The following is a 23,208-nucleotide window of genomic DNA, read 5'->3' on the forward strand; positions in this document are numbered from 1 at the left end:
GATTTGCGTTTTTTGCCGGTTTTGCAGACGACATGGCTAGGCGTATACGCGCATTATGCACGTCGTGAGGGAGGTTGGATCGATGACGAGTCCGGAATCGCCCATGGAATCGCCCGCGGAATCGCCTGTGGGTCGACGTGCCACCCTTGGCCGTGAGGTGCGTCTTGTGGATGTCGCCGCGGATGCGGGCGTCGCCCCGTCCACGGTGTCGCGCGCGTTCCGCAATCCCGATCGTGTGAATCCCGCCACGCTGGCCGTGATTCGTGAATCAGCGGAACGACTCGGCTACGTGCATCGGCCATATCGTCGTCGCATCGGTAAGACGGCCGGCGTGATCTCACTGGTCGTCAAGGACACCGCCGCATCGTCGTCGTTGCTGCGCGGGGCCCAGGACGAGGCCTACGCCTCCGGTCTTGCCATCAGCGTGATCGAGTCGAACCGCACCGGCCAGTGGGAGACGTCGTTCACGGAAGAGATTTCGGAGACGTCCAAGGGAGTGCTGATCGCCTCCGATCGTGTGGATTCGCCGCGTCTGGCGAAGTTGGCCCGTCGTGTGCCGCTGGTGGCGCTCAACCGTCCGGTTCATGGGGTGTCGAGTGTGGTGCCGTATGCGTTTTCCGGCGTGCATCAGGCGTTGGCGCTGCTGATGTCGAATCGGCACGCGGAAGTCGTGTACGTGTCCGGTCCCGATTCATGGGCGGACAGGTCGCGTTGGTACGCGGTCGAGTCGGTCGCCAAGTCACGGGGGATGGCCGTGCGACGCGTGGGCCCGTTCGAATCTTCCGCGGAGGGCGGCGGGCAGGCGGCCCGTATGCTGCAGGGGCCGTCGTGCCCGAGTGCGGTGATCGCCTACAACGATGTGATCGCGGCAGGTATGATCGCCCAGTTCGCACGTGACGGTGTGAACGTGCCAGGCGATGTCTCATTGATCACGTTCGACGATTCCCCGCTGGCGTCGATGATGATGCCGCCGTTGACATCCATCGTGATCCCCCGGGAGCGGATCGGCGCGATCGGTGTGCGCACTTTGCTGCGTATGAACAGCATGGGCCTGTATTCGCTGTCGTCGTTCGGCGTCGACGATCTGGCCGCTCTGCATCTTGACGCCAGCACGGTCCGTTCCTTCGAGGACCCGGACATGCTGGCCCTGCCGACTTCCCTGATCATCCGCGAAAGCGTGGGGCCGGCCCGCCGCTAGCCGTTCCTCGTTGCCGCCTATTCCAGATAGTCCGGCATCGCCGTCCATCGATCGCGCAGATAGTACGCCGCCATCTTGGGCTGACGATCGCGCGTGAACAGGCCCTTCTTGTTGCCGTTCACTCGCATAATGCCTTCGGTGGTCTGGAAATCGTTGAGATTCCACGCCTGCTCGCCCACGATCCAGTCGAATGCGTCGAACAGCGTGGCCATCTCGGTGAGGTTCTCCACCTGATACTCCTCGCTCCACATCACGCTCGGCAGCTTGTGCACGCCGGCCATGGTGTCTCCGCCATATTCAGTGAACAGGAACGGCTTGTTCGGCTCGAGCTCATGCCACAGTTCCAGCTCCTCGCGCTGATGGCGTGCCGCCTCGTGAATCAGCACGCCGCCCTCCACATACCAGCCGTTGTACCGGTTGAGCATGATCACGTCGCACAGATCATGGCATTTGTCCTTGCCTGCGCCGCACGCCGTCACGTTCGTGTACGACCTCGGGCGCTTCTGCGGATCAAGATCCAATGCAAGATCGAACACCTTGCGGAAGTACGGCACCGCTGCATCGGACGCCGAATCCGGCTCGTTGAACAGGCTCCAGATGCCCACGCACGCGTGACGCTTGTCACGGTCGATCAGCTCCCGCACCGCCTGCAGATGTGCCGCCAGCGTGTCCGTCTGCACCACCGGTTCGTCGAAGAACGTGACCTCCTTGGTCTTGCTTGCATCCGTAGCGTCGAGGAAATTGACGAGTGACTTCATCATGCCGACGGCCGCCACCTCGTCGATCACCAGGAATCCTTCGCGATCCGCCTCGTACAGCTGTTCCTCCGCGTACGGGTAGTGGCTGGTACGGAACGAATTCGCGCCGATCCATTTGAGATTCTCGAAGTCGCGTTTGTTCATCACCGGATCGAATCCACGGCCGTGAATATCACTGTCCTCATGACGACCGAATCCCTTGAGATAGATCGGTCGGCCGTTGAGCAGAAGACGCGTGCCGTCCACGGCGATCGTGCGGATGCCGATCTCGTCGTAATATTCGTCGATCACGCGGTCGTCATCGGCGTCGTCGACGATCCGCACGGTGAACGTGTACAGATACGCGTTGCGCAGCTGCCACGGGATCACGTTCTCGATGCGCAACGTTCCCGCCTTGCCTCGTCCGCGGGCCACGTCCATGCCATCCTCGTCCGTCACGACGATCTCCACGTCATGATCGCCGTTCGTGTCCACCGTGTAGTCGACGAGGGCGTCGTCGCCGTCGAAACGACTGACGACGGCGAAGTCCTCGATGCGCTCGCGCGGCGAAACGACCAGTCGTACGGGACGCTGCAGTCCGGAATAGTTGTAGAAATCAAAATACGGTGCGCACACCTTCGTGCCGTCGGACAGGATCTTCGTCTCGCCGGCGGGAAGCGTGTCAAGACCGAGTTCGTTGTTCATCTTCACGACCACGGTGTTGACACCGTTCCAGTTCACCACGTCGTTGATCGGCGCGACGAACGGGGTGAATCCGCCTTCGTGACGCGCCACTTCAACGCCGTTGACGTATACGGTGGCGCGATGCGTGGCCGCGTCGAACCGGATGCCGACGTTTGCGTCACGCCATTCGCCGGGCACGAACAGGTCGGTTTCGTACCAGAAGTCGCCGGTGTATTCACGGGACGCCTTGTCGGTGAACAGGTCGGCGAAGCTCGACGGCACGGGTACGTCGATGGGATCGGGCAGACCGTGTTCCCATCCTTCATATACGCCTTCGGAGCGTGGATCGAACTGGAACCGCCACGTACCGCACATGTTCTGTATGCGGCGGGTTGCGGTCAGACGTGGATACAACGAATCAAACATGATGTGCTTCTTACTCCTTATGCATTCCTTAGTGTGATCACACTAAGGCCACATTGGTTAGTGTGATCACACTAAAAAAACGGGTTGTTGGAATTTCAACGATTATGAGTGGTTGCGTTCCTTAGTGTGATCACACTAAGGAACGGGTGGGGTGTGATGGGGGCGTGTGATCAGCGATCCGTTACCATGCGCTTGGCCTGCAGAGTGGCGGCGTTGTCGTCCACGCGCTTCTTGGTCAGCGGATACACGACGATCAGGAACACCACGGTCAGCGCGAGGAACACGGCCGGAATCAACGTCGTGTACATGTACAGGCCGTTGATCGTGCCCTCGGACTGCACCGCCGTGGCACCCGCCTGGTATCCGATCCACGTGAGCGAGATACCCGACAGCCATCCGGCGAACGCCTGGCCGAGCTTGCGGGAGAACGAGTATACGGAGTAGCAGGTGGCGTCCTCGCGGATGCCCTTGGTGGCCTCGATGTCGTCGATCACATCGGTGACCATCGCCCAGATGATCAGGTTGAACGTGCCGAGACCGATCTGCGCCACGCCGTACCCGGCGAGGAACACGAACGGGTTGTCGGTGTGCAGCAGGTACAGCGTGAACATGGCGATGGCGGAGATCGTCATGCCGACGACCGCCATGGTTCGATGGCCGAACTTCTTGGCCAGCGGCATCACCGTCGGCGCCAGACACAGCATGACCACCGTGCCGATCGTGGTCGCCACGGATGCATAGGCCGCGTGACGGTAGAAATCGGCGAACAGGAAGTTGATCATCTGGCCGAGGAACAGCTGTGCGAGCATCAGCGACAGCGCCGCGCCGATCAGACCCACCATGGCCCGCGACGAGAACGCGGCGCCGAGCATGTGTGCGATGCCGCGACGATCGGCGTCACGGTCGGCTTTGACATGGTTCTCCGCCTTCACTCGTTCGGTCACCGACAGATAGCAGATCAGGTACCAGACGAACGCGAGCGCGGAGAACAGTCCGGCGGCGATCGCAAAGATGTGGCTGCCCTCGCCACCGCGGATGATCTGGTTGCCCGCGGCGTCGGATTCGTAGATCACCAGCGGTCCGACCACGCCGATGAACATGCCGGCGAACGATCCGCCGATCGAACGGAACGTGGACAGCGAGGTGCGGTCCTTCGGCTCGGGCGACAGCACGGACGCCATCGAACCGTAGGGGATGTTCACGCACGAGTACAGGATTCCCCACACGATGTATGTCACGTACATGTACGCGGTTTTCACGCCCATCGACGAGTCGATGAACACCGTCTGGTACATGAGGAACGAGAAGATCGTCACGGGCGCGGCGAATTTCATCATCACCACACGGTACTTGCCGTTGGGATGCGTCTTCGCGCGGTCCACGAGCACGCCCACGGTCACGTCGGCGAACGCGTCGATGATGCGTGCCACGAGGAACAGCGTGCCTACAGCCGCGCCGGGGATGCCCATCACCTTGGTGTAGAAGATCATCAGGAACGAACTGGCGAACATGAACGTGAAGTCGTTGCCGAAATCGCCGAACATGTAGCCGATCTTGTCGCGCAGTCCGAATGGGCGGATCGGTTTCGGTTCATGTCCCGGCTCGATCGCGTTGCCGGCCGCGGTGCCGTCAGCGTCGGACGTGGTGGTTGTCATGGTTGACATGGCGTCGCTCTCCTTGTCTGTAATCGGTGCGAGAACGCGGACTCCGTTGTTCCGCGGCTCGCGATTGTCAGATTAATGTGACCGACCGGTAGGAAGGTTGGCTTTCCGAATCTTGCCAGACTTTCCGTTTATTGCCATTGCCGTCGACGATTGCTGGCGTCGATCGGTGCGTTGAGGGCATTCTTCACCGTGTTTGTCGTGTTTTTCGCCGTGTCGCGGGGGTATGCCCATACGATGGTGCGCATGAAGGATTCGGAAAACGGTCAGGTCGGCGGTCGCAGCGCCCGTGTGCCTCGTGTGCGGCTCAAGGACGTGGCCGAAGCGGCCGGACTGTCGTTGACGACGGTGTCCCGCGCGTTCTCCCGCCCGGGCAGGGTGAGTGAGCACACGGTGCGGTACGTGCACGAGGTGGCGAATCGACTGGGCTATATCCCCGATCAGATCGCGCCGGTGGAGGACCGCCGTACGTTGCATTCCGTGATCGCCGTACTGGTGGCGAACCTTGACAATCCCGTGTTCGTGGACATGCTGCACGGGCTGGATCGTCGGTTCGCGGAGTACGGATTCGTGACAAGCGTGGTGGATTTTCAGGAGGACCCCGTCCGCGAGATGGAGGTGGCCGAACGGTTGGCACCGTTCGTGGATGCGCTGATATTCGCGTCGCCGAGAACGTCGAGTACGTCGATCCGCAAGATCGCACAGGTGGTGCCCACGGTGGCGGTTGATCGCGTGGTGCGCGGCGTGCCGTCGGTGGTCGTGGATGATCGTGCCGCCACCGCCGACGCGATGGAGCAGCTACTGCGGCTTGGACACGGCAAGGTGACGTATCTGTCCGGTCCCGAAGGGTCGTGGCAGGATGGCTACCGCTGGAATTCCATGCATCTGGCCGGCCGGAGGATCGGCATGACCATGCGCCGGCTTCCGGGGGAGAGCTTCGTGCGCGACGGTGGCCGCATGGCGGTCGACGAGTTTCTGCGTACTCCGACCACGGCGTTGATCGCGTACGACGATCTGATGGCGATCGGGTTCATGGAGGAGATGCGCGCCCGCGGATATGCGGTCCCCGAGCGTTGTTCGGTAGTCGGATTCGACGGCATCGTGCAGGGTGCGGAATGCGCGCCGGCATTGTCGACCATCGCCATCGACTATCACAAACTGGGGGAGGCCGCGGCGAACCATCTGATCACACGGCTGCTGCACGTGGGGGAATCGGCTGGCCCGATCGTGCATATGCCGGCCAAGTTCATTCCGCGCGCCAGTATCGCACCGGCCCCGCCTATACTGAAATCATGAAGATATCTGCCGATTTCACTGTGATACCCGATGTGTTCGCCAAGGCCGCCGACCCGGAGTACATCAACGCCGGCGTGCCCGTCGTGTCGTTCCCGTTCTACGTGGACGACGTCAATCCCGAAGCCCAGTACCTGCACTGGACGTTCACCGACCCCGATTCGATTCCGGTATGCGGTTTCGAATGGATTCACTGGACGGTCGCGAACCTGCCGATCGCCGCGCTCATGTACGACTTCAACGATTCGCACGCGCTGCAGATTCCGCCGGACTTCTCCCGTCAGATGGTGGCCATGATCCCCGAGGCGTTGCAGGGCCGCACCTCCCAGGCGTCGCGATTCGTCGGCGGCACCGATCCCGCCGCGACCATGCGATACAACGGACCGCAGCCGCCGGACAAGGACCATGACTACTACCTGCACGTGTACGCCACCAAGCAGCCGCTCAAGGGGCTCAACGGCGGTTTCTGGATGAACGAGATGATCCACGCCCTGCGTGACGCCGCCGCCAACGGCGATGCCGCCGATCAGGACGCCATCTTCCTCACCGGCAAGGCCTGATCCCGAATCCGACCGCACCCGGCACGGCCGAGTGATCAAAACACCATCGAACGCAATCGAAGATAATCGAACACCAAACAAGGAGAGCGCACACCCACCATGGCATGCACCACGATTCTGGTCGGCAAGAACGCCAGCTACGACGGCTCCACGATCATCGCCCGCAACGAGGACTCGCAGCAGGGCGAATTCACGTCGAAGAAGTTCGTCGTCGTCAAGCCCGAGGATCAGCCCCGTCACTACCGTTCCGTCATCAGCCACGTCGAAATCGACCTGCCGGACGATCCGCTGCAATACACCGCCGTCCCTGACGCCGTGAACAAGCAGGGCATCTGGGGCGAAGCCGGCGTCAACGAGGCGAACGTGGCCATGAGCGCCACCGAAACCCTCACCACCAATGAACGCGTGATCGGCGCCGATCCGTTCGTCGAGCTCACTCCCGCCCGCGGCAAGGAAGGCGAGGACGGCTACGAGCCGGAGATCCCCGGTGGCATCGGCGAGGAGGACCTGCTCACCATCGTGCTGCCGTACATCCGCTCCGCACGCGAAGGCGTGGAACGGCTCGGCGCGCTGCTCGAGGAATACGGTACGTACGAGATGAACGGCATCGCGTTCTCCGACGTCAACGAGATCTGGTGGCTGGAAACCGTCGGAGGACATCACTGGATCGCCAAGCGCGTGCCCGACGACGCCTACGTGACCATGCCGAACCAGCTGGGCATCGACGAATTCGACATCGACGACGCGCTCGGCGACCAGGAGGAGCACATGTGCTCCGCCGACCTGCGCGAGTTCATCGACGACAACCATCTCGATCTCGCCGTCGAGCCGGTCAGTCCGCTCAACCCGCGCGACATGTTCGGCTCTCACTCCGACCGCGACCACGTGTACAACACGCCGCGCGCCTGGTACATGCAGCGCTTCCTCAACCCGTACGACGAGGTGTGGGACGGCCCCGACGCCGCCCACCGCCCCGACAGCGACGACATTCCGTGGGCGCGCCAGCCCGAACGCAAGATCACGATCGAAGACGTGAAGTACGTGCTCAGCTCGCACTATCAGGGCACCCCCTACGATCCGTACGGCACGCTCGGCGACGAATCCACGCGCGGCAGTCTGCGTCCGATCGGCATCAACCGCCAGAGCCAGCTCGCCGTGATGCAGATCCGCCCCTACCGCCCTGAATCCTGCCGTTCGATCCAGTGGATCGCCTACGGATCCAACGCGTTCAACACGCTCGTGCCGTTCTACGCGAACGTGGACGATACGCCCGCATACTTCGCCGACACCACCGATCACGTGGACTCCGGCAACTTCTACTGGGCGAACCGCATCATCGCCGCGCTCTCCGACGCGCATTTCGCTGCCACGTCGCCGCTGATCGACCGGTATCGCGAGAAGACCGGCGGTCTCGGCCACCGCATGCTCGCCGCGGCCGACGAACAGGTGGTCCGACTGGACACTAACCCGGTGGATCTGGACGATCTGGCCGACGAGGAGGAGGCCGTCGACGACGTGCGTGACGCCGACGCGATCATCGCCGCCGTGCGCAATCCGGAGGTGCGTGGCATTCTCGCCGCCGCCAATCAGACGCTGTCCGATCAGGTGAAGACGGAGACCGACGCGCTGCTGTCCGACGTGCTGTACACGGCCAGCATGAACATGCGCAACGATTTCCACCTGTCCGACAACTGATCCGTTGATCCGTCCCGCTTGCGACTGCGTGGAACGTTCGACGTTCTTTCGCCAGCCGTTGTTGTACGCTGGAACACGTTGCAGTCGCAAGCAATTCCGGTAATCACCAGCAATCGCAAGAGGAGAAACATGGCCATCTTCGATGATTTCGTGAGCCAGTACGGCATTGTGAAGAAGATCGATGCCTTCGGATACCTCGACTATCTGAAGAACAACCCCGACGTCCCGCGCAAGCACGGCAAGGTGGTGCTCGTCACCGCCGACACCCCGCTCAAGGCGAGCCGCGGCGAGGGCAAGACCACCACCACGATCGCGCTGATCGACGCCCTGCGCAAGCGCGGCATCGACGCCACCGCCGTGCTGCGTCAGCCGAGCATGGGCATCACCGCAGCCGGTTCCAAGGGCGGCGCATCCGGCGGCGGCAAGGCATCCCTGACCCACCCCGAGATCATCGACTGGGGTCTGTGCGGTGAAATGGGAGCCATCGAGGCCGCGCAGAACCTGCTGGTCTCCTTCGCCGAGAAGGCCGTGGACGAGGGCAAGCTCGACACCGTGCTCGTGCCGCGAGTCTCCGAAGTGCCGTCCCGCTCCCTGCGCTCCATCGCCGTGGACTACGGCAAGGGCAACGTGGCGGAGAAGATGGTGCTTACGCCCACCTGCGAGCTCATGCAGATCGTCGTGTTCTCCCGTTCCATGGATGAGATCGCCGAGCGTGTGAGCCGCATGATCGCCGGCACGCTCGACGGCAAGCCCGTCACGTTCGCCGAGCTCACCGACATGTGGCGCATCACGAACATTCTCGCCGATGCCGTCAAGCCCGCGCTCACCGAGACCGTGAACGGTTCCCCGGTGTACGTGCACGGCGGTCCGTTCGCCAACGTGTCCGTCGGCATCCCCACGCTCGTGTCCGTGGAGATGGCCTGCGCCCGCCACGATGTGGTGATCGTGGAGGCCGGTTATGGTGCCGACGCCGGTGCCCAGAAGTGGCTCGACATCGCCTCCCGCGAATACGGTGCCCAGTGGCCGTCCGCCGCGCTCGTGGTGACGCGTGCCACCACTTGGCGCGATGATCCCGATCGCCAGTGGCGCTACCCGTTCCATGTGAACCGTCTGGAGAAGCTTGGCATCCCTACGTTCCCGCTGATCAACCTGTGGGAGGGCGAGGACGATCAGATTCCGGCGCTGCGCGAGACCGCCGCCGAGCTGGGCTTCCGTACGCCGATCATTGGCAACCTGTTCCGTGATGGCGGCGATGGCCTGACCGAGCAGCTTGATGACTTCGTCACCGCGCTTGATTCCGCCGGTGTGCCGGGTGCGCAGGCCAGCCACAAGGGCGAGGACGTGGTCGACACCGTGCGTTGGATCGCCGCGAACGCCTACGGCGTGCCTGCCGAGCGCGTGGTGTTCAAGCCCGGATTCGAGGAGTCGCTGGCCGAGGCCCGCGAGCTCGTCGCCGGTGTGGGTCGTGATCTCAACGACTTCGCCGTGTGCGCCGTGAAGTCCCCGGCCACCATGACCGACGACGACACCGCCCCCGCCGAGGAGCGCACCGTGACTCTGAAGAAGGTGGAGGTGCGTGCCGGTTCCGGCGTGGTGCAGGTGAACCTCACCAAGTCCCTCACCACCCCCATGCCCAAGATCGTCTGATCTGACTCAATCGGTTCTGGGTCCGGTGACCATTCCGGCCCCTCGGGTGGTCCGTCTCAATCGGTTCCGGGCTCGGGGTTCTGGGTATTTCCATACGTTTGATATTGGTTCTGGGTATTTCCGTGTTATGAGGGCCTGCTGTTTGGGGTTCTCGTGATACGGAAATACCCAGAGTCGTTTATATGTACGGGTTTGACCCAGAGTTATCGTCCGGGTTTACCCAGATCGTTGTCCGTTCTGACCCAGACCCATGTCCGGGTTTACCCAATGTCGGTCATGACGCCCATGTGACACGCCGATGATCGTCTCCCTGGCCCCCAAAATTTCGGCGAAACCGCCGCTCTACTGACTTTCCGTCGTAAGATCCACTTCTTCAAAACCGTTGCAATTGCTTGCGACACGCCGTGACTTGCATCGTTTCTGAATCCGAGTATATTTATCACTCGTTGCAAGGAACACAGACAACAACAGCAACGCCCCTTTAGCTCAGCTGGTTAGAGCAGCGGACTCTTAATCCGCGTGTCCAGGGTTCGAATCCCTGAGGGGGCACGGATTGAACCTCATCTTCGGATGAGGTTTTTTCTGACAGATATTCCTGCGTAGCTCAGTTGGCAGAGCATCCGACTGTTAATCGGACGGTCGCTGGTTCAAGCCCAGCCGCAGGAGCCAGCAAGCCTCGGATCGGTTCCGAGGCTTTTTTCGTTTTCCCTACCATCCAGTCCATCGCGCAGACCGGCTATTGGCCTATAACCCTATAACCCCGTATGCGTACGTCAAAGAAGCACCGGAGGAAGTCTTCGATGCTTATTTGACGCACGCGCGCGTCAATCAAGCATGGAGGGCGAGCTTCGATGCCTATCGGACGCACGCATATGGCAAACAAGTACTGGGGGAGACGCTCCGTGCTTATTGGGAGCATGTATGTGTCAATCGAGCACTGAGGGCGGGCTTTGATGCTTATTGGACGCATGCATGCGACGAACAAGCATCGGATGCCGGACTGCGCGCTATGGAAGCGTCGCCATCGGCAAGTCTCCTTGGTGTACCTGTCGAAGATGCCCATGGCACAGTTCATTCTCCACGGTTTGCCCCTTCCCATTTTTCGTCTTCGGCGTGGGTTACTACACTGGTCTGAGTGCGTGGACGGCGTGGGAGCCGGACCATTGCAGAACATGCAGAGCATGTAGAACACCGTGCAACAATGCAGGAAGCAACAACATAAGGAGCAGGCAGTATGACCAACGTAACGGTACTGGGTTCGGGCGCATGGGGCACCACCTTCGGCCAGGTGCTCGCCGATGCGGGCAACACCGTGACGATGTGGGCCATCGAGCCCGAGATCGTCGCCGACATCCGCGACAACCATCGCAACTCGTACCGTCTGCCCAGCGTCGACCGTCTCTCCGACAGCATCACCGCCACCGGTGACCGCGCGGAAGCAGTGGCGCACGCGGAGATCATCGTCGTGGCCATCGCCGCACAGGCCGCCCGCAAGGCGCTCACCGAATTCCAGGGACTCATCCCGCATGACGCACTCGTCGTCTCACTGATGAAGGGCATCGAGCGCGGCTCCGGCAAGCGCATGGACGAGGTCGTGCGCGAAACCCTCGGGCTGCCCGAAAACCGCTTCGTTGCCATCTCCGGCCCGAACCTGAGCAAGGAGATCGCCGCCCGCGAGCCCAGTGCCACCGTGATCGCCTCCGCAAACCCGTATGCCGCCGCCCGCGTGGCCCAGGCGTGCTCCACCCATTACTTCCACCCGTTCACCTCAACCGACGTCATCGGTCTCGAACTCTGCGGCTCCCTGAAGAACGTAGTCGCGCTCGCCGTGGGCATGGCCCGTGGCGCCGGCTACGGCGAGAACACCGCCGCCATGATCGAAACCCGCGGCCTGGCCGAACTCACCGCACTCGGCAAGGCGTGTGGCGCCGACCCGAAGACCTTCTCCGGTCTCGCCGGCGTGGGCGACCTCATCGCCACCTGCGGATCGCCGCTATCGCGCAACTACACGTTCGGCTCCAACCTGGGCAAGGGCCTGACCGTCGAGGAAGCCACCGCGGCCAGTGATGGCGTTGCCGAGGGCGTGCCTACCACCGCGGTCGTGGTCGAGCTGGGCGATCGCTACGGCGTGCCCACCCCGCTCGCCGCCGCCATGTCCCACGTGCTCGAAGACGGCATCTCCTGCGCGCAGATGCTCGCGGAACTGTTCGGCACCGAAATCACCGCTGAGTAGTCGCCTGATCACCGCGGAATGATCACCAACACAATCATCGACGAATGAAGACTCCGCCGCGGAGTACGCTATCTACCGTTATTGCGTTTTGCGTTAACGACGGCTGAATTTCGGAGGACACAAGGATTATGACCAAGAAGCGCATCGTGGTGCTGTACGGCGGCAAGGCTGACGAGCACCCGATCTCCTGCATTTCCGTGGCGAGCGTGCTCAACGCGATCGACACCGAGCGTTTCGAGCCGATTCCGGTGGGTATCACCAAGAACGGCTCCTGGATCGTCGACGGTGAGGACCCGCGCGGTTGGAACCTCGACAACGGCACGCTGCCCGAGGTCAAGGCCGTGGAGGGCTCCCGCGAAGTGGTGCTCGATATCGCCCTCGGGCAGGACGGCTTCTTCGCCAAGAACGGCGATTCCCTCGAATCCTTCGGCCACGTGGACGCCGTGTTTCCCGTGCTGCATGGCCCGTTCGGTGAGGACGGCACCGTGCAGGGCCTGCTCGAGATGATGAACGTGCCGTACGTGGGTTGCGGTGTGCTCGCGTCCGCCGCCTGCATGGACAAGCACTACACCAAGGTGCTGCTCGCCGCGGCCGGCATTCCTGTGGCCCCCGGCATCACGCTCGACGCCCGCTCCTACGACAAGGATTCCAAGTTCGCCGCGAACGGTGCCGACATCCTTGCTCAGGTGCAGGCCGCCGGTCTGGAATACCCGCTGTTCGTCAAGCCGTCCCGCGCCGGCTCCAGCTTCGGCGTGACCAAGGTGGAGACCGAAAACAACGCCGACGAGCTTGCCGCCGCCGTGTTCGAGGCGTCCAAGCATGATTGGCGTGTGCTGATCGAGCAGGGCATCAACGGCCGCGAGATCGAATGCGCCGTGCTGGCCCCCAAGGCCGGCGAACAGCCGCGCGTGAGCTGGCCCGGCGAGATCGTGCTCGACTCCCGCGCCACCGACGAGGACTCCTTCTACGACTTCGACAGCAAGTACATGGACTCCAGCGCCTCCCACGTGGAAGTGCCCGCCAACCTGCCCGCCGAAACGCTTGAGCGCGTGCGCCAGACCGCCGCCAAGGCATTCGTCGCCGTGGATGGCATGGGTCTGAGCCGTGTGGATTCGTTCGTGACGCCCGACGGTGGCGTGATGGTCAACGAGATCAACACCATGCCCGGCTTCACCTCCATCTCCATGTACCCCAAGGCGTGGGAAGCCACCGGCGTCGGCTACTCCGCTCTCATCACCGAACTCATCGAGGGCATCCTCCGCTGATTCACATGATCAGGCCTGATCCGCACGATCCGGTCTGATCCAGTGCCCATCGGCTCCTCCCACTGACCTCCATCAAGTGTCATTGAGAGGGGCCGATAGTTGTTTGTGTTGACCACCAGACCGTGTTGACCACCAGACCGCTCCACCCCGCCCGACCACGGACTACGATGACGTAGTGAGGCGGTGATTGCGATGAAACTCACTGAAAACATTCGTCACGCGGCAGTGGCCGGCGCGTTCTACCCCGCCAATCCACGTGAACTCCGTACGATGATCGATCATCAACTTGATTACGCCCGCGGACTGCTCAACGAACTCCCCGCACACGCGCTGCCGCAGGGCGCGCCCAAGGCCGTGATCGTGCCGCACGCCGGATACGTGTATTCCGGAACCGCGGCCGCGCTTGCCTACGCGCTGCTGGAACGCGGTCGCGGCACGATCCGCCGGGCCGTGATCATCGGCCCCACGCATCGCGTCGCGGTAAGAGGCGTCGCGATGTGTCGCGCCACGGCGTTCGCCACGCCGCTGGGTGATGTGCCGGTCGACATCGCCGGCGAGGCGCAGGCGTTCGGTCTGTCGACCGCCGACGCCGATCCGGCCACGTGGCGTAACGGCATGCGCGCGTCCGACGATGCGCCCGCTCCCGCGATGCTGATCAACGACCCAACCCACGCCCGCGAACATGCGGTGGAGGTGCAGATCCCGTTCCTACAGACCGTGCTTGGCCCCGATCTGCAGATCGTGCCGCTCAACGCCGGCGATGCGAGTCCCGCCGAAGTCGGTGATGTGATCCGCGCCCTGTGGGGAGGTCCGGAGACGGTGATCGTGATCAGTTCCGATCTATCGCATTATCATCCCAACGAAATGGCCCGCGCACTCGACGATCGCACGATCGAACGCATCGTCAACCTCGACGGTCCGATTCATCCGAACTTTGCGTGCGGTGCCTATCCGGTCAATGGCCTGCTCGACGTGTGCCGTCGCGAATCGCATACGAATCCGCTTGATCTGCGATTTCTGGGATGCTCCACGTCCGGCGACGATGGCGAGGTCGCCCTGTCCCGGTCACTGCTCGATCCGTCTCGTCGTGCGCACGGTGACGTGCTCGCCCACCGTCCGGTGCCGCTCAATCCGGATGAACCCGTGGTCGGATACGCGTCGTTTGCGGCATGGCCGATCACATCGGATGATTCGGATGAGTCCGCGGAATCCGCCACGGCAGAGTCTGACAAGTCCGCTGCAACGACCGATTCCGTGGCAACGACCGACTCCGCCCGCGCCCGCATCGCCATCAACCTCGCCCGGCTGTCCCTGCGCCGCTATCTTGGCATCGAGGACCCCGACGACGTCGATCCGCAAACCATCGTCGACGAATATGACTGGCTGCGTCAGCCCGGTGCCAGTTTCGTCACGCTCACCGAGGGCGGCCATCTGCGCGGCTGCATCGGCACGTTGGAGGCGTACCGTCCGCTCGGCCGTGATATCGCCGAACACGCCATCGACGCCGCCAGCCGGGATCCGCGATTCCGCCCGGTCACGGCATCCGAATATCCGCTGCTCGACGTGGAGGTGTCGGTGCTCGGCAAACCTGAACCGATGCAGGCCAGCAGTCGTGACGAACTCGAAGCGGAACTCCGTCCGGGCGAGGATGGGCTGATCATCGACGACGGTCATGGCCACCGCGCCACATTCCTGCCGCAGGTGTGGGACGACCTGTCCGACCCGCATGACTTCGTCTCTCATCTGCTGATGAAATCCGGACTGCCCGCGACCACTGTCTGGAACGGCTCCGCCATACGTTGCCACCGGTACGCGGTGACCGCCTACAAGGAGTGAACGATCATGAGTCGGATCTTGCACCAGCCGCAAACCCAGCCACTGCATACCCAACCGCGCTGGCAGCACCCGCTACCCGACGGCCGCGTGCAATGCGACCTGTGCCCGCGCGGCTGTTGTCTCGCCGACGGACAGCGCGGTTTCTGTTTCGTCCGATCGAACCACGGCGGTCGTATCGTCTGCGATACGTATGGGCGCAGTTCCGGTTTCGCGATCGATCCGGTGGAGAAAAAGCCGCTCAATCACTTCCTGCCCGGTTCGCGCGTGCTGAGTTTCGGCACCGCCGGCTGCAATTCCGGCTGCCGTTTCTGCCAGAACTGGGATATCTCCAAGGCCCGCGACTGGGACCGTCTGGGTGTGGAGGCGTCGCCGGACCGGATCGCCCACGTGGCCGACGACTATGGCGTGGAATCCGTGGCGTTCACGTACAACGATCCGATCGTGTTCGCCGAATACGCGATCGACACGGCCCGCGCCTGCCGTGAACTCGGCATCCATCCGATCGCCGTGACCGCCGGATACATGAGCGCCTGTGCCCGCCCGGAATTCTACGGGGCGATGGATGCGGCGAACATCGACCTCAAAGGCTTTACGGAGGATTTCTATCGCAAGGTCACCGGCACGCACCTGCAGGACGTGCTCGACACGATCGATTACGCCGTCAATGAGGCGCGTACCCCGTCCGGCAGCCACGTGTGGGTGGAACTGACCACGCTGCTCATCCCCGGTCTCAATGACGACGATGCGCAGCTGCACGCCGAATGCGCGTGGATTCGCGAGCATTGCGGTGTGGATGTGCCGTTGCATTTCTCCGCATTCCACCCGGCATGGCGCATGCTCGACGTGCCGCCGACGCCGCCGGAGACGCTGACCCGCGCTCGCCGCATTGCGATGATGGGGGAGGGGCTGCGATACGTCTACACCGGCAATGTGCACGACGTCGAGGGCGACACCACGTTCTGCCCGAATCCCGCGTGCCGTGCAGCGCTCGTGCGTCGGGACTGGTATCGGATTCTGGAGAATCGCATCCGCGTCGACCATGATGACGATCGTGCTAATCGTGATCATGCCGGACATTGTCCCGACTGCGGTACGCTGATCGCCGGCGTCTGGTGATCCCGTCGGGCCCAAGTGCGTTCGGCTTCCAATCCGTTCGGTCCGCCAAACGACGGTCGGGCCCGACGGGTTGGATTACAGAATCGTCTCCATCCCCACCTTCTGCGGCGCGAGCCCGCAGTGCTCATAGAACGCCATGGCGCTCGGATTGCAGCTCCACACGTTGAGCGTTACGTTGTAGCAGCCCTGTTCGCGCGCGAAATCAAGCACATGCCGATACAGCGCAGTGCCCACATGCCGGCCGCGCGCGGACTCGTCCACGCACAGATCGTCGATGTACAACGTGGTGATGTCGGTGAGCACATGGCTGCCATCGTGCCGCTGGAATACGCAGAACGCATAGCCGAGCACGCGATGCGGTCGATCGGATTCGCGATCGTCGTTGTCTGTGTCGTCGTCCGTGCCGTTATCGTTCGTGCCGTCATCGTCATATATGAAAATCGGTCGTTCGTCATCCGCGATGATCTCGGCCAGCTCCTCGTCCGTGTACTTCTTCGCGTTCGGTTTGAACAGATCCGGGCGTCCCTCGTGATGCACGGCCGCCACCTGGAACAGCAGCCGGTCCAGATCCGGAATATCCGCGATCGTCGCCCTGCGAATCATACCCATGCCGTCACTCCTCGACGAGCGCCGCGTTCTGCACCAGGAATCCCTCGCCGGCCAGCGCCCGCGTCGCACGATCCTGCATGGTCGACAGCAGCACGCCGGGCTTGGTGAACAGCAGCACCTTGCCCTCAATGCCGTACGGCGAGAATCCGTTGAACTTCACGATCGGCGGGTTGTCGGGCAGCATAATGTCATCGGTGGCGGCCTGAACCGTTGCGACGATCTGCCGGGCCATGGCGTCGGTGTCCACGCCCTCCTTGCCGCGGGCGGTGAACGCGATCGTGGTCATGCCCTCGCTGACTTCGGTCATCTTCTCCAGCGCGGCGGTGTTGAGCACGGAATTCGGAATCCACATGGTGTCGCCCGAACGCTCCTTGACCACGGTGTGACGCCAGGTCACGTCCTCCACAAGTCCGGTGATGCCGTTGATGGTGACCAGATCGCCGGGCTTCACCACCTTGCTGAGCATAAGGCCGAAGCCGCCGATCACGTTGGAGATGGTGTCCTTGAGACCGAAGGAGAGGGCGATACCACTAACGCCAAGCGCGGTCATCAGCGTGGTGGGGTTGATGCCGAACACCGGTTGCAATACGAAGCTCGCGGCGACCACCCAGATGATCGCGCGCACGATGTTCACGAAGATCGACGCACTGGGGATTTCGGTTTTGTCGAGTGCGATGCGCATGGCCTTCGAAATGATCTTGTCCGCCACGAACGCGATGACCAGCACCACGACGAGCAGGAAGATCTTTCCTGAGTTCACCTTCAGCCAGATCAGGGGATCATCGATCAGTTCCTGCACGTTGCCTCCTATGCACTGTGTTCGTCTGCTGTGTCTGCCCGTCGTTGCCCGTCGTGTTGCCGGTGTTTCGCCGTGCGCGGCTGCTCTACGGGCCGTTGTGGGTTCCGTATCCGCACAGCCCTTCCCTGTGGGTTCCTTAGTGTGATCACACTAAGGATGAGGGTTGTAAGGATGCGGGTGGAATGTTCCCATCGTACGGGTTGAATCTGTGCGGCACGTGAAGATACGCGATGATATTCGATGATATTCGTTGACATGTGATATCTGCTGCCGTTCTGCATATCGGTCCTTGGCTGCCGTCTTCGTAGCCGGCGGTGGCATGATGAGTCGCATGACCGAGTCCGAAACCACCGCCGTCCGTATCGTCAACGCCCGTCTTGTCGACAACGATCGTCTCGTCGACGTGACCGTCGAGAACGGCGTCGTCACATCCGTATCCCCATCGGATGATCACTCGTCCACAGGCAACGTCGGCAATGGCGACACCGGCGTTGCCAGTACCGACACCGCTATCGGCCCCACGCCCATCGACACCGTTGACGCCGACGGCCGTTGGATCATTCCCGGACTGTGGGACGGCCATACGCATTTCACGCAGTGGGCGGCCACGTTCGGCCGTCTTGATCTGCTCGCCGCCACAAGCGCAAGCGAGGCGATGACCATGCTGCGCGATTATCTCGATGCGCGGCGAACATCCGCAGAAGGATTGGACCCCAACGCCTTCGTCGTGGGTATGCGATTCCGCCACTCATTGTGGTCGGATGCCGAACAGCCGACGCTTGCCGCCATCGACGCGGTGTCCGGCGACCAGCCCGTGGCCCTGTCCAGCGCCGACATGCACTGCGGATGGGTGAATTCGGCCGCCGCGCGTCGACTTGGCGTGCATGTGGGACCGAACGGCCTGGTCGGGGAACTGGAATGGTTCGACGCCTACTGCCGTCTTGACGACGCGACAGGCAGCGAACAGCTGCGCATGATCGACGCCGCCGAACGTGACGCCGCAGGCAAGGGCGTCGTCGGCATCTGCGACTACGAAATGGCCGATACGATCAGCCAGTGGACCGCACGATTCGCCGCCGGGCTCGACCGGTTGCGTGTGCGCGCGGGCATCTATCCGGAACGTATCGAACAGGCCGTGGCCGACGGGTGGCGTGGCGGCGACGAGATCCCCGGCAGCCACGGTCTGGCCCACGCCACCACGTTGAAACTCATCTCCGACGGATCCCTGAACACACGATCCGCCTACTGCAGCCAGCCATACTCGAACATCACGCCCGAAACGTGCGGCGTGCTGAGCTACAGTCCCGAGGCGATCGAACACTATATGACCGTCGCCCGCGACAACGGATTCGACGTGGCCTGTCACGCGATCGGCGACGCCGCCAACGCCGTGGTGCTCGACGCATTCGCCCAGTCCGGCGCCCACGGCGCCATCGAACACGCGCAGCAGCTGCAGCCGAACGACGTCACACGATTCGCCGGTCTGGGACTGACGGCCAGCGTGCAGCCGCAGCATGCCGTCGACGATCGTGATGTCGTATCCCGATACTGGGCGGGCATGGACGCCATCCCCTTCCCGTACCGCACGCTGCACAACGCCGGTGTGCCGCTCCGATTCGGCTCCGACGCGCCCGTGGCCGTACTCGACCCGTGGGTGGCCATGGCCGCAGCCGTGTACCGCACCGACGATGATCGCGACGCCTACCAGCCCGAGCAGCGTCTCGACCTGCGTACCGCACTGGCCTCGTCCACATTCGGCCAGGGCGTGGCCCCGCATGTCGGTATGCCGGCCGATCTGGTCCTGCTCGATAGGAATCCGCTGGCCATGTCCTCCCCGGCGGAACTGCGATCCATGCCCGTCGCCGCCACCATGTGCGCCGGCCGCTGGACCCATTTCGCTCTCTGACGATCCCGCCGCCCTACAATGGATCTCGAAGACAACGTTGTCGCAGCACTGTCCAAGGAGGCAAATGATGAACATCATGCAGACCATTCACGCACGCAAGACCTGCCGTGAATTCACCGACGAACCGGTGACCAGCGAGCAGATCCAGACCATTCTCGAAGCCGCCAACGCCGCACCGATCGGCATGCACGACTACGAGGCCATCGAATTCTCCGTCATCACCGATCGCTCCGTGATCGACAAGATCGACGCGCTCGCCGGTCCCAACGCCGGACGTATGGGCACCGGCCCCACCTACAAGGCGCCCGTGCTGATCCTCGTCTCCGGTGAGGAAAGCGGCCTCGAACGCGGCACCGCATACTGCAACGCGGCCGGCATCATCGAGAACATGGCGCTCGCCGCCACCGATCTGGGACTGGGCAGCGGCTACATCCTCGGTGTGATCAAGGCCCTGCAGTCGCATCCGGAACTGTTCGCCGAACTCGGCGTGGACGAGGGGTACGTCCCTGTGTCCGCCATGACGCTCGGTCATCCGGTCGATCCCGCCATCGTCACCGAGCAGCGTGAACCCACCGTCAGCAATTTCGTCACCCACTTCGTCGAGTAGTCGAACGGGCGGGCGCGGCCTCGATCGCCGTTGTGATCGCCGTTGTGATCAGCGACGTTGGTCCCTGCTGCACCCGCGTCCACACTCCAAAACTTGAGTCTCTATGACTCAAGTTTTTTTGCTGTGAGTAAACATCGCTTGCATCGGACGCCAACACGCCTATACCAGAAGATGCAAGGCAAAAGGTAGGAGCCCGGGAAGGGTTCCGGAAGCGGCCCACGAAAACAGTCCGCAAGGGCTGAAGCCAAAGCCGCTTTTCCTCCATAGTTGAGGAGTACCGATTATGGCAATGTTTCCGGCTCTGATGAATGACATGATGTTCTCCGATCTGTTCGATGATCCGTTCTTCGCTTCGTGGCGCGGCGATCGTAACGCTCGTCCGGCCGGTTCCGACATGGCCCCGATGAGTGGCATGAACGGCATGATGACGACGAACATGATGAACACCGATGTGCGTGACATGGGCGATTCCTACAAGGTGGACATCGACATGCCCGGCTTTGCCAAGGACCAGATCAACGTCGAGCTCAAGGACGGCTACCTGACCGTGTCCGCCCACAACAGCTCTGATTCCAACTGCGATTCCTGCAACTGCGCCAGCGATGCCAACGCCAACACCACCGCTGATCATGCTTCCGCCAACGCATCCGACACCCAGACCAGCGCCTCCGGCTCCCAGAAGGCCGACGAAGGCAAGTGGCTGCGTCGTGAACGCTACTACGGCTCCTGCTCTCGTAGCTTCTACGTGGGTGAGGATATGAAGGAATCCGACATCCACGCCAAGTTCGAGAACGGCACGCTGACCCTGACCCTGCCGAAGCAGGAGGCTCAGCCGGCCGTTGAACAGAAGCACACCATCGCCATCGAAGGCTGATTCACTGTTTTCGACTGTCCAGGCCATTTCGCCTGATCGCGGCCCCCGGGTCCCGGATTCATTGCACCGGAGCCCGGGGGCTTTGTCGTTTGCTGTTTCGTGTGAATTCACATGAACGTACACGCGAATTCACATGGTGAATCCGTTCGAATCCACGAATCCGCTAAGAGCGGTAAAGATGGCGTTTCGTATCCGGAATCGTCATGATGGAAACGATATGCTTTTGCACGCAGTCAAGGATGGAGGACTTTCATGGCACGACATGCAACCGGCAGCAAGCACACCACGCATCGCGAGGAAGCCACCCGTACCGAACACGACTGCATCGGCGAACTTCAGGTTCCCGAGCGCGCCTATTGGGGTATTCACACCGAGCGTGCCATCCGCAACTTCCCGGTATCCGGCCGTCCCGACTCCGAGCATCCGCAGCTCATCCAGGCCTACGCCACGGTCAAGAAGGCGTGCGCATCCGCCAACGAGGAGCTCGGTCTGCTGACCGGCGTGAAGGCCGGCGCGATCCGTCAGGCATGCATGGAGATAGAGAACGGCCGCTTCCTCGACCAGTTCCCCATCGACGTCATGCAGGGCGGGGCCGGAACCTCGCTTAACATGAACATGAACGAGGTGATCGCCAATCGCGCGCTCGAGCTGTCCGGCCATCACCGCGGTGAATACTCGTACATTCATCCCAACGACGACGTCAACAAATCACAGTCCACGAACGACACGTATCCGGCGGCGAGCAAGATCGCACTGATCGACATGCTCGGGCCGCTCGCCCAATCCGCGAAGAAGCTGTCGCGCGCGTTCCATGCGCTCGCCGACCGTCATATCAACGACGTGACGATCGGTCGCACGCAACTGCAGGACGCCGTGCCCATGACGTTCGGTCAGGAGTTCCACGCGTTCGCGAGCTTCCTCAAGTCCGATGTGGCCGCAATCGAGGCGCTGATTCCGCGTCTTGCCGTGCTGAATCTTGGTGCCACGGCCATCGGCACGGGTATTTGCGCCGATCTGCGCTTCCGCGAATCCGCCACTCGTCATCTGGCTCGTGTGACGGGTCTGCCGATCACCGCCGCGCCCGATCCGGTGGCTGCAATGACCGATATGAGCGTGTATGTGTCGGTGAGTGCGGTGCTGAAGAATCTCGCCGTGCATCTGAAGAAGGCCGCCGACGACTTGCGTCTGCTCAATTCCGGTCCGCACGCTGGACTTAACGAGCTGACCGTGCCGGCACGTCAGGCCGGATCAAGCATCATGCCGGGCAAGGTGAATCCGGTGATCCCCGAATGCGTGGATCAGTGCTGCTTCGTGATCTTCGGCATGGACACCACGGTGAACTGGGCGGCCGGTGAGGGCCAGCTGCAGCTCAACGCCTTCGATCCGGTGATCATCCATTCGCTGCTCGACGGCGTTTCGCTGCTAACCCGTGCCATGGGCACGTTCCGTCGCCGTTGCGTCGAGGGTATTACCGTGAACGTCGAGGTCGGCCGTCGTCATGCCGAATCCTCGCCGTCCATCGCCGCCTCGCTGAATGCCGACATCGGCTACGAGCATGCGGTCGATATTGCCAAGGAGGCGTCGGAATCCGGCCGAACCGTGCGTGACGTGGCTGCCGAGCGCGCCGATTTGTCCGCCGACCGTCTCGACGCCCTGCTCGATCCGATCACCCTCTCCCGCCGCCTCGGCCAAACCTGCCGCGAACAGCACTGATCACTGATCACTACCGGTTGATTACCGGTTGATGCGGCAGTGCTGTTCGCGGGACGCCGCAGGTCCATGAAACTGTGTCTTCTGGAATGCGGATTATATGCGGTTTGCTGTGATTAACTTTGATCATCGTGACGTGAAATGTAAAGCTGCATGAATTAAAAAAAGATTTCGAAAAACGCTGGTGTCTTTTGTAAATGGGTGTATGCTGAAAGTATCCGTAAAGGCGGATGGGTGCCCTTCACAATCCTAAGAAAACAAAAATAGCAAGAAAAAGTAACAATTTCTATGTTCGTTTTCGAATTCGGACAATAGTCATAGACGATTATTGCCGATGCGGTAAAGGAGATAG

General features: G+C 62.2%; 17 protein-coding genes and 2 tRNA genes. 15 read left to right on the forward strand and 4 right to left on the reverse strand.

The window, feature by feature from the left end:
* The first annotated feature begins 82 nt into the window (after nucleotides 1–82).
* The gene (locus tag BTIS_RS04885; protein ID WP_158216847.1) at nucleotides 83–1,198 is read left to right on the forward strand and encodes a LacI family DNA-binding transcriptional regulator; all 1,116 of its coding nucleotides are present in this window, start codon (nucleotides 83–85) and stop codon (nucleotides 1,196–1,198) included.
* Nucleotides 1,199–1,215: 17 nt separating this feature from the next.
* Here BTIS_RS04885 and uidA read toward each other — a convergent pair whose 3' ends face one another.
* Together uidA and BTIS_RS04895 are read right to left on the reverse strand one after the other, a co-directional pair.
* Complete coding sequence (uidA, locus tag BTIS_RS04890) at nucleotides 1,216–3,045, reverse strand: beta-glucuronidase (RefSeq protein WP_211279428.1); 1,830 nt, start codon at nucleotides 3,043–3,045, stop codon at nucleotides 1,216–1,218.
* A 170-nt stretch (nucleotides 3,046–3,215) separates the two neighbouring features.
* Nucleotides 3,216–4,709 (reverse strand): MFS transporter, encoded by a 1,494-nt coding sequence (locus tag BTIS_RS04895; protein ID WP_211279429.1) that lies wholly within the window; start codon nucleotides 4,707–4,709, stop codon nucleotides 3,216–3,218.
* A 243-nt stretch (nucleotides 4,710–4,952) separates the two neighbouring features.
* Here BTIS_RS04895 and BTIS_RS04900 point away from each other — a divergent pair, with 243 nt between their 5' ends.
* From BTIS_RS04900 to amrS, 10 genes are all read left to right on the forward strand, one after another.
* On the forward strand, nucleotides 4,953–6,002 hold the full coding sequence (locus BTIS_RS04900) for a LacI family DNA-binding transcriptional regulator (RefSeq protein WP_158216848.1): 1,050 nt from the start codon (nucleotides 4,953–4,955) through the stop codon (nucleotides 6,000–6,002).
* Entirely contained in the window at nucleotides 5,999–6,559 is a 561-nt protein-coding gene (locus BTIS_RS04905) for a YbhB/YbcL family Raf kinase inhibitor-like protein (protein ID WP_094663225.1), read from the forward strand. The genes BTIS_RS04900 and BTIS_RS04905 overlap by 4 nt, the downstream gene beginning before the upstream one ends.
* 99 nt (nucleotides 6,560–6,658) lie before the next feature.
* Complete coding sequence (locus BTIS_RS04910) at nucleotides 6,659–8,254, forward strand: C69 family dipeptidase (protein ID WP_094663227.1); 1,596 nt, start codon at nucleotides 6,659–6,661, stop codon at nucleotides 8,252–8,254.
* Between the two features lie 129 nt (nucleotides 8,255–8,383).
* Nucleotides 8,384–9,901 (forward strand): formate--tetrahydrofolate ligase, encoded by a 1,518-nt coding sequence (locus BTIS_RS04915; protein ID WP_094663229.1) that lies wholly within the window; start codon nucleotides 8,384–8,386, stop codon nucleotides 9,899–9,901.
* Between the two features lie 475 nt (nucleotides 9,902–10,376).
* Nucleotides 10,377–10,450 (forward strand) — tRNA-Lys (locus tag BTIS_RS04920).
* Between the two features lie 44 nt (nucleotides 10,451–10,494).
* A tRNA-Asn gene (locus tag BTIS_RS04925) sits at nucleotides 10,495–10,570 on the forward strand.
* Nucleotides 10,571–11,135: 565 nt separating this feature from the next.
* On the forward strand, nucleotides 11,136–12,134 hold the full coding sequence (locus BTIS_RS04935; RefSeq protein ID WP_094663233.1) for an NAD(P)H-dependent glycerol-3-phosphate dehydrogenase: 999 nt from the start codon (nucleotides 11,136–11,138) through the stop codon (nucleotides 12,132–12,134).
* Between the two features lie 128 nt (nucleotides 12,135–12,262).
* A complete protein-coding gene (locus BTIS_RS04940; protein WP_094663235.1) occupies nucleotides 12,263–13,399 on the forward strand; it encodes a D-alanine--D-alanine ligase family protein in 1,137 nt (378 codons plus the stop codon).
* Nucleotides 13,400–13,591: 192 nt separating this feature from the next.
* Entirely contained in the window at nucleotides 13,592–15,235 is a 1,644-nt protein-coding gene (gene amrB / locus BTIS_RS04945) for an AmmeMemoRadiSam system protein B (RefSeq protein WP_094663237.1), read from the forward strand.
* Between the two features lie 6 nt (nucleotides 15,236–15,241).
* Nucleotides 15,242–16,351: an AmmeMemoRadiSam system radical SAM enzyme gene (gene amrS, locus BTIS_RS04950; RefSeq protein ID WP_094663239.1), complete on the forward strand. Its 1,110-nt coding sequence runs from the start codon at nucleotides 15,242–15,244 to the stop codon at nucleotides 16,349–16,351.
* Nucleotides 16,352–16,426: 75 nt separating this feature from the next.
* Here amrS and BTIS_RS04955 read toward each other — a convergent pair whose 3' ends face one another.
* Nucleotides 16,427–16,960: a GNAT family N-acetyltransferase gene (locus BTIS_RS04955; protein ID WP_169713059.1), complete on the reverse strand. Its 534-nt coding sequence runs from the start codon at nucleotides 16,958–16,960 to the stop codon at nucleotides 16,427–16,429.
* A gap of 4 nt (nucleotides 16,961–16,964) precedes the next feature.
* Nucleotides 16,965–17,759, reverse strand: coding sequence for a mechanosensitive ion channel family protein (locus BTIS_RS04960; protein WP_245819305.1), 795 nt, complete (start codon nucleotides 17,757–17,759; stop codon nucleotides 16,965–16,967).
* Nucleotides 17,760–18,090: 331 nt separating this feature from the next.
* On the opposite strand from BTIS_RS04960, the gene BTIS_RS04965 reads away from it, so the two are divergent.
* The 4 genes from BTIS_RS04965 (at nucleotide 18,091) to BTIS_RS04980 (ending at nucleotide 22,859) form a co-directional block, all read left to right on the forward strand.
* Nucleotides 18,091–19,665 carry an amidohydrolase gene (locus BTIS_RS04965; RefSeq protein ID WP_094663241.1) on the forward strand — a complete coding sequence of 525 codons (1,575 nt, stop codon included), beginning with the start codon at nucleotides 18,091–18,093 and terminating at the stop codon, nucleotides 19,663–19,665.
* A gap of 64 nt (nucleotides 19,666–19,729) precedes the next feature.
* Nucleotides 19,730–20,272 carry a nitroreductase family protein gene (locus tag BTIS_RS04970; RefSeq protein WP_094663243.1) on the forward strand — a complete coding sequence of 181 codons (543 nt, stop codon included), beginning with the start codon at nucleotides 19,730–19,732 and terminating at the stop codon, nucleotides 20,270–20,272.
* A 283-nt stretch (nucleotides 20,273–20,555) separates the two neighbouring features.
* A complete protein-coding gene (locus BTIS_RS04975; RefSeq protein ID WP_094663245.1) occupies nucleotides 20,556–21,146 on the forward strand; it encodes an Hsp20/alpha crystallin family protein in 591 nt (196 codons plus the stop codon).
* A 252-nt stretch (nucleotides 21,147–21,398) separates the two neighbouring features.
* The gene (locus BTIS_RS04980; protein WP_094663247.1) at nucleotides 21,399–22,859 is read left to right on the forward strand and encodes an aspartate ammonia-lyase; all 1,461 of its coding nucleotides are present in this window, start codon (nucleotides 21,399–21,401) and stop codon (nucleotides 22,857–22,859) included.
* The last annotated feature ends 349 nt before the right edge of the window (nucleotides 22,860–23,208 follow it).

This window comes from Bifidobacterium tissieri, from assembly GCF_002259645.1.
Lineage (GTDB): Bacteria > Actinomycetota > Actinomycetes > Actinomycetales > Bifidobacteriaceae > Galliscardovia > Galliscardovia tissieri.